This is a genomic window from Xanthomonas hawaiiensis, assembly GCF_031834635.1.
GTDB classification, from domain to species: Bacteria; Pseudomonadota; Gammaproteobacteria; order Xanthomonadales; family Xanthomonadaceae; genus Xanthomonas_A; species Xanthomonas_A sacchari.
This window is the reverse complement of record NZ_CP115873.1, coordinates 4,112,394-4,122,780: the sequence shown is the minus strand read 5'-3', so window position 1 is coordinate 4,122,780 and position 10,387 is coordinate 4,112,394. Positions and strand designations below refer to the sequence as shown.

General features: G+C 69.4%; 10 protein-coding genes. 7 read left to right on the top strand and 3 right to left on the bottom strand.

Features of this window, described 5'->3' with window-relative positions; genetic code table 11:
• The first annotated feature begins 169 nt into the window (after positions 1 to 169).
• On the top strand, positions 170 to 685 hold the full coding sequence (locus tag PG878_RS17545) for a peptide deformylase (protein ID WP_209032400.1): 516 nt from the start codon (positions 170 to 172) through the stop codon (positions 683 to 685).
• A gap of 174 nt (positions 686 to 859) precedes the next feature.
• On the opposite strand, the gene ettA is transcribed toward PG878_RS17545, so the two are convergent.
• Positions 860 to 2,521 carry an energy-dependent translational throttle protein EttA gene (gene ettA, locus PG878_RS17540; protein WP_209032399.1) on the bottom strand — a complete coding sequence of 554 codons (1,662 nt, stop codon included), beginning with the start codon at positions 2,519 to 2,521 and terminating at the stop codon, positions 860 to 862.
• Positions 2,522 to 2,657: 136 nt separating this feature from the next.
• Positions 2,658 to 4,103, bottom strand: a complete 1,446-nt coding sequence (locus tag PG878_RS17535; RefSeq protein ID WP_209032398.1) for an MFS transporter — start codon at positions 4,101 to 4,103, stop codon at positions 2,658 to 2,660.
• A 191-nt stretch (positions 4,104 to 4,294) separates the two neighbouring features.
• Between PG878_RS17535 and PG878_RS17530 the strand changes: the two genes are divergently transcribed.
• The 6 genes from PG878_RS17530 (at position 4,295) to ribD (ending at position 9,446) form a co-directional block, all read left to right on the top strand.
• Entirely contained in the window at positions 4,295 to 5,218 is a 924-nt protein-coding gene (locus tag PG878_RS17530) for a helix-turn-helix transcriptional regulator (RefSeq protein WP_209032397.1), read from the top strand.
• Positions 5,219 to 5,328: 110 nt separating this feature from the next.
• Positions 5,329 to 5,829, top strand: a complete 501-nt coding sequence (locus tag PG878_RS17525; protein ID WP_209032396.1) for an RcnB family protein — start codon at positions 5,329 to 5,331, stop codon at positions 5,827 to 5,829.
• 121 nt (positions 5,830 to 5,950) lie between these two features.
• Positions 5,951 to 7,219, top strand: a complete 1,269-nt coding sequence (gene glyA, locus PG878_RS17520; protein WP_209032395.1) for a serine hydroxymethyltransferase — start codon at positions 5,951 to 5,953, stop codon at positions 7,217 to 7,219.
• A 103-nt stretch (positions 7,220 to 7,322) separates the two neighbouring features.
• Positions 7,323 to 7,853 carry a transcriptional regulator NrdR gene (gene nrdR, locus PG878_RS17515; protein ID WP_010340907.1) on the top strand — a complete coding sequence of 177 codons (531 nt, stop codon included), beginning with the start codon at positions 7,323 to 7,325 and terminating at the stop codon, positions 7,851 to 7,853.
• 4 nt (positions 7,854 to 7,857) lie between these two features.
• On the top strand, positions 7,858 to 8,334 hold the full coding sequence (locus PG878_RS17510; protein WP_209032394.1) for a GNAT family N-acetyltransferase: 477 nt from the start codon (positions 7,858 to 7,860) through the stop codon (positions 8,332 to 8,334).
• Positions 8,331 to 9,446 (top strand): bifunctional diaminohydroxyphosphoribosylaminopyrimidine deaminase/5-amino-6-(5-phosphoribosylamino)uracil reductase RibD, encoded by a 1,116-nt coding sequence (ribD, locus tag PG878_RS17505; protein WP_209032393.1) that lies wholly within the window; start codon positions 8,331 to 8,333, stop codon positions 9,444 to 9,446. Before PG878_RS17510 ends, ribD begins: the two co-directional genes overlap by 4 nt.
• A gap of 123 nt (positions 9,447 to 9,569) precedes the next feature.
• On the opposite strand, the gene PG878_RS17500 is transcribed toward ribD, so the two are convergent.
• Complete coding sequence (locus PG878_RS17500; RefSeq protein ID WP_209032392.1) at positions 9,570 to 10,196, bottom strand: hypothetical protein; 627 nt, start codon at positions 10,194 to 10,196, stop codon at positions 9,570 to 9,572.
• Between the last annotated feature and the right edge of the window lie 191 nt (positions 10,197 to 10,387).

The following is a 10,387-nucleotide window of genomic DNA, read 5'->3' as shown; positions in this document are numbered from 1 at the left end:
GCGCCTGTCGCGGCTGAAGCCGCTCCTACGACGTTGCGTCGGCGCTTTGCTGGAATGCAGATATCGCACCGTGGCAGACCGCCGCTGGGGCACGGTACATCGTAGCCATCGCTGCACGCGCCGTCGCCACGGCGGATAATCGCGGCCATCCCCATACAGGAGCCCGTACATGATCCGCGACATCATCCGCATGGGCGACCCGCGTCTGCTGCGCCAGGCGCCGCCGGTCACCGACTTCGACAGCGCGCAACTGCACGCGCTGGTGGCCGACATGTTCGAGACCATGGATGCCGCGCGCGGCGTCGGCCTGGCCGCGCCGCAGATCGCGGTGGACCTGCAGTTGATGGTGTTCGGCTTCGAGCGCAGCGCCCGCTATCCGGACGCACCGCCGGTGCCGCGCACCGCCCTGGCCAACGTCGAGATCGAGCCGCTGTCCGACGAACTGGAGGACGGCTGGGAAGGCTGCCTGTCCATTCCCGGGCTGCGCGCGGTGATCCCGCGCTACCGGCACATCCGCTACCGCGGCGTGCTGCCGGACGGCACCCCGCTGCAGCGCGAGGCCGAGGGCTTCCATGCCCGCGTGGTGCAGCACGAGCACGACCACCTGATCGGCCGGCTGTATCCCTCGCGCATCCGCGACTTCGACAGGTTCGGTTTCGAGGACGTGCTGTCGTACGAACTGTAGCGCCGACACCGGCGTGCGTTTCGTAGGAGCGGCTTCAGCCGCGACCGGGCGTCACCGGGAACGCCCGGTCGCGGCTGAAGCCGCTCCTACGAGAGCCTCTGTGGATACAGCGGCAAAACGCGCACGGCCCGCGCGAGGCGGGCCGTGGCGGGTGTCGCACAAACGCGCTGCGGCTTACTTCAGCGCCTTGAAACGCAGGCGCTTGGGGCCGGCGTCGTCGCCCATGCGGCGCTTCTTGTCTTCCTCGTACTCGCGGTAGTTGCCCTGGAAGAACTCCACGTGCGAGTCGCCCTCGAAGGCGATGATGTGAGTGGCGATGCGGTCCAGGAACCAGCGATCGTGCGAGATCACGAAGGTGTTGCCGGGGAACTCCAGCAACGCGTCTTCCAGCGCGCGCAGGGTTTCGATGTCCAGGTCGTTGGACGGTTCGTCGAGCAGCAGCACGTTGCCGCCCTGCAGCAGGGTCTTGGCCATGTGCAGGCGGCCGCGCTCGCCGCCAGACAGCGAACCGACCATCTTCTGTTGGTCCTGGCCCTTGAAGTTGAAGCGGCCGATGTAGGCGCGCGACTGGATCTCCACGCCGTTGATGTTGAGGATGTCCAGGCCGCCGGAAATCTCCTGGAACACGTTGTGGTTGCCTTCCAGCTTGTCGCGGCTCTGGTCCACGTACGACAGCTGCACGGTCGGGCCGACCACGATCTCGCCCGAATCCGGCTTCTCCTGCCCGGTGATCATCTTGAACAGGGTCGACTTGCCTGCGCCGTTGGGGCCGATGATGCCGACGATGGCGCCCGGCGGGATGATCATCGACAGGTTGTCGATCAGCAGGCGGTCGCCGAACTTCTTCGAGACGTTCTTGAACTCCATTACCGAGTTGCCCAGGCGCTCGCCCGGCGGGATGAAGATTTCGTTGGTCTCGTTGCGCTTCTGGTAGTCCACCGACTGCAGTTCGTCCAGGCGCGCCAGACGTGCCTTGCCCTTGGAGCGGCCGCCCTTGGCGTTCTGCCGGGCCCACTCCAGTTCCTTCTGGATCGCCTTCTGCCGCGCCTTCTCCTGGTTCTCTTCCTGCTTCAGGCGCTCGTCCTTCTGCATCAGCCACTCGGTGTAGTTGCCCTTCCACGGAATGCCGCGGCCGCGGTCCAGTTCCAGGATCCACTCGGCGGCGTTGTCGAGGAAGTAGCGATCGTGGGTGACCGCCACCACGGTGCCGGTGTAGCGCGCCAGGAACTGCTCCAGCCACTCCACCGACTCGGCGTCGAGGTGGTTGGTCGGTTCGTCGAGCAGCAGCATGTCCGGCTTCTGCAGCAGCAGCCGGCACAGCGCCACGCGGCGCTTCTCGCCGCCGGACAGGTTGGCGATCTTGGCGTCCCACGGCGGCAGCCGCAGCGCGTCGGCGGCCACGTCGAGCTGGTTCTCCAGGGTGTGCGCGTCGCCGGCGGCGAGGATCGCCTCCAGGCGCTCCTGTTCCTTGGCCAGCGCGTCGAAGTCGGCGCCTTCCTCGGCATAGGCGGCGTACACCGCTTCCAGCGCGGCCTGCGCCTGCAGCACTTCGCCCACGCCTTCCTCGACCGACTCGCGCACGGTCTTGTTCGGATCCAGTTCCGGCTCCTGCGCCAGGTAGCCGACCTTGGTGCCGGGCTGCGGACGCGCCTCGCCTTCGAAATCGGTGTCCACGCCGGCCATGATCTTCAGCACGGTGGACTTGCCGGCACCGTTGAGGCCGAGCAGGCCGATCTTGGCGCCGGGGAAGAAGGACAGCGAGATGTCCTTGATGATCTGGCGCTTGGGCGGCACGGTCTTACTGACCCGGTTCATGGTGTAGATGTATTGCGACATGGCAGCTCCAAAGGCGCAGGGCGCCCGCCGGCCGGCGGCCGGAGGGCGTCGAAAGGGATGGCGGATTATAGCCGGACGGCCGCCGGCAATCGTTGCCGCGGTTGCGCCAGCAGACGCGCTGGCGGTGCTGCGCGGGCTACTCGGCGAGCGGCGGCAGCGCCGCGGTCGGCGCCGTCGACGATGCGCCGGCACGGCGCTGCCGGCGCAGGTAGACCAGCGCGCAGATCACCAGCAGCAGCATCGCCAGCCACTCGCTGTGCAGCGCCGCCTGCATCGCGGCCAGGCTGCCGCCGCCGCGGGCGTGGGCGTAGATCGCGCCCAGCGCCGCCGGTCCCAGGCCCATGGCCGCCTGCAGGATGGTGGAGAGCATGGCGCTGCCGGCGCCGGCATGGTCGGTAGGCACCTGCGACAGGCCGATGCGGTAGAAGCTGGCCACGATCCAGGCCTGGCCGGCGCCGATCAACGCCGTCGCCGGCGCCAGGTTGCCTGCGCCCGGATGCGGCCACACCGCGTGCAGCGTCCAGCCCAGCGCCAGCAGGCCCAGCATCTGCACCAGGCAGCCCAGCAGCAGCGTCGGCACCGGGCCGCAGCGCGTCGCCACGCGGGCGCTGACCAGCGCAGAGGCGAAGTAGGCCGCGCCCAGCACGATGAAGGCATTGCCCGACTGCAGCGGCGAGAGTCCGGCGCCGGTCTGCAGCGTCAGCGCCAGCACGAACATGAAGCCGCTCCAGCAGGTGAAGAACACCCCGCCCACCAGCAGCGCGAAGCGCACGCTGGGCAGCCGCAGCAGGGCCGGCGGCAGCAGCGGCGTGCGCCCGCGGCGTTCCTGCCACAGTTCGACCCGGGCCAGCGCCGCCAGCAGCGGCAGGCACGCGGCCAGCACCGCCAGGCACGCCGGCGGCCAGTGCAGGGACGGACCCAGCGCCAACGGCAGCAGCAGGCAGGCCAGGAACAGCCCCAGCAGTCCGGCGCCGGCCAGGTCGGGCGGCATCCGCCGCGCCGCGCGGGTCTCCGGCACGGCGCGCAGGCAGGCCAGCGCCAGCAGGCAGAACGGCAGGTTGATCAGGAACACGCTGCGCCAGCCGGAGCCGGCGATATTGGCGCTGACCAGCGATCCGCCCAGCACCTGGCCGATGACGAAGGCGATGCCGCCCAGCGAGCCGTACAGCGCCAGTGCCCGCGCGTGCGCCTTGCCGTGCAGGCTGACGTGGATGGTGGCCAGGATCTGCGGCACCGCCAGCGCCGCCCCCAGTCCCTGCAGCATGCGACCGGCCAGCAACGCTCCCACCGAGCCGGCCACGCCGCACAGCAACGAGGCCACGCCGAACAGCAGCACGCCGGCACCGAACACGCGGCGTCGGCCGAGGTTGTCGCCGAGCCGGCCGCCCGCCGCCAGACCCACCGCGAAGGCGACGCCGTAGACGGCCACGATCAGCTCCAACTGGGTCGCCGACGCGTGCAGGGTGTGCGCGATCGAGCCGAGCGCGACGTTGAGGATGGAAAAATCGATCAGCGGCAGCATCTGCCCGATCAGCAGGATGCCGAGGCCGCGGCGGCTCAGGGTGGGGACTCTGGAAGACATGGCGGAAGCGGGGGAGGTGGGCGTGGTCATGGCGCGCAGTATGGGGAGCCGATAAACTGGTACAAGGATTCATTTATCCTGGTACTGACGGTGCCTCCTGGTGGTCCCGAGCGCCATCTCAGGCAGGGGCGGACACGGCGGCGCGGCGTGCGCCGCGTCCGGTGCCGGCAGCCAACGATGCGGAGAAAACGATGCAACTGGACCTCGCCCCTTCCACCTCCAAGCCGGAGCGCGTGGCTGCGCCCGCCGCGTCGGGTCCGGCCCTGGCCAGCGAGCGCGCCCGCGCGTTGGGCGCCTTCCTGCGCGCCCGCCGCGAGAGTCTGGATCCGGCACGCCTGGCGCTGCCGCGCGGCGGCAGGCGCCGCACCCCCGGCCTGCGCCGCGAGGAGGTGGCCTTGCTCGCCGATGTCGGCGTGACCTGGTACACCTGGCTGGAGCAGGGGCGTCCGGTCCGCGCCTCGGCGCGCGTGCTGACCGCCATCGCCCGCGCCCTGCAGTGCTCGGAGGTGGAGACCGCGCACGTGCTGGCGCTGGCCGGCGTGGGCGGCACGACCGCCCTGGCGCCGCCGCCGTGCGAACGTTTGACCGGCACCGCGCGCATGCTGCTCGATCAGCTCGGCCCGTGGCCGGCGATGCTGCAGACGCCGCGCTTCGACATCCTCGGCGCCAACCCGGCCTTCGAGCGGCTGATGGGCGTGACCCTGGCCGACCTGGCGGATGCCGATCGCAACTGCGTCTATCAGGCCTTCACCAATCCGCGCTGGCGCGACGCGCTGCTCGATCGCCAGGACGTGCTGCAGCACATGGTGGCGATGTTGCGCGCGGCGATGGCCGAGCACCTGGGCGAGCCGGAATGGGAGGCCTTGCTGGCGCGCTACCGTGCCGCCTCGGCGGAGTTCGATGCGCTGTGGCGGCAGCGGCGCGAGGTGCGCGGGGTGGAGAACCAGCTCAAGCGCTTCCGCCATCCGCAGGAAGGCGAGCTGCGCCTGCAGCAGGTCAACTGGTGGTCGGCGCCGCGCAACGGCAACCGCCTGGTGGTCTATTTGCCAGCCGATGACACAGCGCAGGCGGCGCTGTTGCGCCTGCACGCGCAGGCCGCAAGTACCGGTGGATGAACGCTTTCTTAGCCCGATCGGCAAAGCTGAATACGTAATCGATTCCAGCAGGAGGCGGTTCAGACGGCAAGGCTCTAAATGCAATCGCCACACCACGTGACGGAGCTGCCATGAACATGAAACGCCTTGCCACAATTGCCCTCTCGTCCGCGCTGGCGCTGGGTTTCATGGCGCCACCCGCCTTCGCCTGGGGGCCGGGCGGCCCCGGTCCGGGGTGGGGCCCGCCGGGTCCTCCGGGGCCGCCGCCCCCGCCGCCGGGACCGGGTCCGCGCGACCATGGCTGGTACGACCGCGGCTACCGCGACGCCGATCGCGACCGCGACTGGCGCGACCGCGAGCGCGACCGCCGCGACGCCCGTCGCGCCTACGATCGCGGCTATCGCGACGGCTATCGCACCGGGCCGGACGTCGTCTACTACCGCCCGGGCCCGCCGCGCTGGGCGCGCGGCCAGCGCTACTACGGCCCGAACTACGTGGTCTACGACTACGACCGCTACCAGGTCCGGCGCCCGCCGTACGGCTACCGCTGGGTGCGCGACGACACCGGCAATCTGCTGCTGGTGGCCATCGCCACCGGCATCATCGCCGACCTGGTGCTCACCGGCCGCTGATCCCCGCCGCAGCACTGCAGAACGGCCTCCTTCGGGAGGCCGTTCGCGTTTTGGTTCGCCCTCGGGCGCGCGCGGGGCTTAAACTAGTCGTCTGCCTTCTGTCCATGCCCCCGGAGACCCGATGTTCCCGCGCGACGCCCGCATCGAAACCTACGATCCCGACCTGGCCCGCGCCATCGCCGCCGAAGCCGGCCGCCAGGAAGACCACGTCGAGCTGATCGCCAGCGAGAACTACTGCAGCCCGCTGGTCATGGAAGCGCAGGGCAGCCAGCTGACCAACAAGTACGCCGAAGGCTATCCGGGCAAGCGCTACTACGGCGGCTGCGAATTCGTCGACGTCGCCGAGCAACTGGCCATCGACCGGGTCAAGCAACTGTTCGGCGCCGATTACGCCAACGTGCAGCCGCACAGCGGCTCGCAGGCCAACCAGGCGGTGTACTTCGCGCTGCTGCAGCCGGGCGACACCATCCTCGGCATGTCGCTGGCGCACGGTGGCCACCTGACCCACGGCGCCAAGGTCAACGCCTCCGGCAAGCTGTTCAATGCCGTGCAGTACGGCGTCGACGACCAGGGCCTGATCGACTACGACGAGGTCGAGCGCCTGGCCGTAGAGCACAAGCCGAAGATGGTGGTGGCGGGCTTCTCCGCGTACTCGCAGGTGATCGACTGGGCGCGCTTCCGCGCCATCGCCGACAAGGTCGGTGCCTACTTCTTCGTGGACATGGCGCACGTGGCCGGCCTGGTCGCCGCCGGCGTCTATCCGACCCCGCTGCCGCACGCGCACGTGGTCACCTCCACCACCCACAAGACCCTGCGCGGCCCGCGTGGCGGCATCATCCTCGCCAGTGCCGCAGGCGCCGGCGACAAGCTCGAGGACCTGTCCAAGAAGCTGCAGTCGATCGTCTTCCCCGGCATCCAGGGCGGCCCGCTGATGCACGTGATCGCGGCCAAGGCGGTGGCGTTCAAGGAAGCGCTGGAGCCGGAGTTCACCAGCTACCAGCAACAGGTGGTGAAGAACGCGCAGGCCATGGCCAAGACCCTGATCGCGCGCGGCTACAAGATCGTTTCCGGCGGCACCGAGAACCACCTGATGCTGGTGGACATGATCGGCCGCGACGTGTCCGGCAAGGACGCCGAGGCCGCGCTGGGCAAGGCCCACATCACCGTCAACAAGAACTCGGTGCCCAACGACCCGCGCTCGCCGTTCGTGACCTCGGGCCTGCGCCTGGGCACTCCGGCGATCACCACCCGCGGCTACCAGGAACAGGACTGCGTCGACCTGGCCAACTGGATCGCCGACGTGCTCGACGCCCCGACCGACGACACCGTGCTGGCCCGCGTGCGCGACGCGGTGACCGCACAGTGCCGCAAGTATCCGGTGTATGGCTGAGGCGGGAATGGAGAATGGAGAATCGGGAATGGTCAGAAGCGCTACGCTTGCGCTGTTGACGTTCCCATTCCCCATTCCCGTTTCCCCATTCCCGGCGCTCTGAATGCACTGCCCTTTCTGCCAGCACACCGATACCCGGGTGATCGATTCGCGCGTGTCCGAGGACGGCGCGACGATCCGCCGGCGTCGCGAGTGCGAGGCCTGTGGTGAGCGTTTCAGTACGCTGGAGACGATCGAACTCAAGCTGCCGACGGTGATCAAGAGCGACGGCGGCCGCGAGGCGTTCGATGCGCGCAAGCTGCGCACCAGCTTCGACCGCGCGCTGCAGAAGCGGCCGGTGGCCGAGGAGCAGATCGAGGCGGCGGTGCGTGCGGTGGTGCACCAGTTGCGCATGTCCGGCGAGCGCGAACTGCCCTCGATCCGGGTCGGCGAGTACGTCATGGCCGAGCTGCGCAAGCTCGACCACGTCGGCTACGTGCGCTTCGCCTCGGTGTACCGCAGCTTCCAGGACGTGGCCGATTTCCGCGAGGAGATCGAGAAGCTCGAGCGCGAATTGCCGGTGGGCAGCGAGCAGTTGCCGCTGCTGGACCTGGTGCGCGCGGCCAAGCCGGGCGACAAGACCGGCAAGCGCTGAGCGCATGCGCATCGTCTGTCTGGCTGAGGCCGCGCAGCACATCCCGGCGTTGGCGCAGGAGCATCTGCAGGCCTTCGGTCCGCTGCTGCCGGAATGGAACGTGGTGGAGGCCGAGGCCGACCTGCGCAGCCATCGCGACGACAAGCGCATTCCCACCAGTTGGATTGCCCTGGACGGCGAGGACTGGCTGGGCTCGGTGAGCCTGCTGCAGAACGACGATGCGCGCATCCGCCAGTTCTCGCCATGGCTGGCCACGCTGTACGTGCGGCCGCAGGCGCGCGGCGCCGGCGTCGGCGCCGCCCTGGTCGCGCACTGCGTGCAGGCTGCGGCGGGCTTCGGCGTGCAGTGGCTGTACCTGTACTGCGAGCCGGTGCTGGTGCCGTTCTACGAGCGCCTGGGCTGGCAGCGCCACGCCGACCTGCCGCTGGGGCCGCTGCACGTGGTGGTGATGCGTATCGACGCCGGCGGCGCTGCCGCATGAGCGAGTTGCAGTCGCCCGGCTTCTCCGCCGACGACCATCGCTGGATGGCGCAGGCCCTGCGCCTGGCCGAGCGCGGCGCCTACACCACGCGGCCCAATCCGATGGTCGGCTGCGTGATCGTGCGCGACGGCGCGGCGGTGGGCGAGGGCTTCCACCAGCGCGCCGGCGGGCCGCACGCGGAGGTGTTCGCGCTGCGCGCCGCTGGCGAACGCGCCCGCGGCGCCACCGCCTACGTGACCCTGGAGCCGTGCGCGCACTACGGCCGCACCCCGCCGTGTGCGCTGGCGTTGATCGAGGCCAGGGTGGCGCGGGTGGTGGCGGCGATGGCCGACCCGTTCCCGCAGGTCAACGGCGGCGGTTTCGCGCTGCTGCGCGACGCCGGCATCGCGGTGCAATCCGGGTTGATGGAAGCGCAGGCGCGCGCGCTCAACCGTGGCTTCCTGTCGCGGGTCGAGCGCGGCCGGCCGTGGCTGCGGATCAAGCTCGGTGCCAGCCTGGACGGACGCACCGCCCTGGCCAGCGGCGAATCGAAATGGATCACCGGTCCTGCCGCGCGCCAGGACGTGCAGCATTGGCGCGCCCGCGCCGGCGCCATCCTCACCGGCGCCGGCACCGTGCTGGCCGACGATCCGGCGCTGACCGTGCGCCTGGAAGCGGCGACCGAGGCGATGCCGCCGCTGCGCGTGGTGCTGGACGCGCAACTGCGCAGCCTGGCGCAAGCCAAGGTCCGCGACGGCAGCGCGCCGACCCTCTACCTGCATGCGCCGGACCGCGTGCCGCCGACGTTGGATCACGCCACGTTCGCCACTGTGCCGCTGCACGAAGGGCGCTGCGACCTGCAGGCGGCGCTGCGCCTGCTCGCAGAGCGCGGCATCAACGAGGTGCAGGTCGAAGCCGGCGCAACGCTGAGCGGCGCGTTGCTGCGTGCCGGCCTGGTCGACGAGGTGCTGGTGTACATGGCGCCGCTGCTGCTGGGCGATACCGCCCGCCCGCTGCTGGCCGGGCTGGGCATCGAGGCCATGGCGCAGCGCGTACCGCTGCAACTGCAGGACGTGCGCCAGCTCGGCGTGGACCTGCGCCTGCTGCTGCGGCCGGCGGCCGTGGATGCCTGACAAGGACGGTGTCGGCCACGGCGGCCTACCGTTCCATACGATCGACGGCGATGCATTGCCGGTAGTCGAACGCAAAAAAGAAAGGTCCCGCTCGGGACCTTTCTTGATGGAGCTGTTTTGCGATCAGAAGCTTGCGCGAACGCCCAGCCAGCCCTGGTTGCTCTGCTCGACGAACCGGAACTCGGTCACCAGACCCCAAGTCCGGGTGACGTTGACCTGGCCGCCAAGCACACCGACGAATTTGCCCTCTTTCATCGCGTTGCCGTCGAAGTAGCCGCCCTTGATCCAGGCTTCGGTGCGTGCCGAGGGCTTGCCGCGAACGCCTGCAGTGACCTGACCGATATTGGCATGGTCCTTGGTCGTAGAGCGGTCGCCGAGGAAATTCGACTTGAGTTCGAGCTGGCTGCGCTGGAACGCCGCATCGGCGACGAAGTCCAGCTTTTCGGTGAATTCCATGTGGTAGCCGATGCCGATCTCCGAATCGCTCGCGATGTACTTTTCAGTGAGGTCGTGGCTGCCGTCGTCAAAGATCGAGTAGTACCGGGTGTCGGTAACGCGGGTGTAGCCGCCGAACACGAAAACCTGGGGCGCAATGGCGACGGAGCCGCGCACATAGGCGCCATCCAGAGCGTCCGATTTCGGGTCAAGGCGCGAGTAGCCGGTTTCGACATAGGTGTAGCTCAGGCCCTCGGCCGACGCAGCAAAGGGTGCGGCCGCCAACAGGGCAGCCAGGATCAGGGTGTTGCGCATGGGTGGTGCTCTCCGAATGAATGGCAGTGTCAGTGCCCCGTTGCGGGGCGGACACGGGCGACGTCGCTGTCGCCTTGCGCATCTTAACAAATATTTCACATTGCTGTCTTGGGCGCGGGCAGGCCGCGCGATGCAGTGTCCTGTCCTGGTCGACAGTGCGGGTCGGGTCCGCCTGACCGCGCCTGCTAGAA

Coding starts and splice junctions, on each gene's coding strand:
- PG878_RS17500 (WP_209032392.1), bottom strand. CDS start 10,196: ATGCGCAACACCCTGATCCTGGCTGCCCTGTTGGCGGCCGCACCCTTT.
- nrdR (WP_010340907.1), top strand. CDS start 7,323: ATGCACTGCCCTTTCTGCCAGCACACCGATACCCGGGTGATCGATTCG.
- PG878_RS17545 (WP_209032400.1), top strand. CDS start 170: ATGATCCGCGACATCATCCGCATGGGCGACCCGCGTCTGCTGCGCCAG.
- ettA (WP_209032399.1), bottom strand. CDS start 2,521: ATGTCGCAATACATCTACACCATGAACCGGGTCAGTAAGACCGTGCCG.
- PG878_RS17510 (WP_209032394.1), top strand. CDS start 7,858: ATGCGCATCGTCTGTCTGGCTGAGGCCGCGCAGCACATCCCGGCGTTG.
- PG878_RS17530 (WP_209032397.1), top strand. CDS start 4,295: ATGCAACTGGACCTCGCCCCTTCCACCTCCAAGCCGGAGCGCGTGGCT.
- glyA (WP_209032395.1), top strand. CDS start 5,951: ATGTTCCCGCGCGACGCCCGCATCGAAACCTACGATCCCGACCTGGCC.
- PG878_RS17535 (WP_209032398.1), bottom strand. CDS start 4,103: ATGTCTTCCAGAGTCCCCACCCTGAGCCGCCGCGGCCTCGGCATCCTG.
- PG878_RS17525 (WP_209032396.1), top strand. CDS start 5,329: ATGAACATGAAACGCCTTGCCACAATTGCCCTCTCGTCCGCGCTGGCG.
- ribD (WP_209032393.1), top strand. CDS start 8,331: ATGAGCGAGTTGCAGTCGCCCGGCTTCTCCGCCGACGACCATCGCTGG.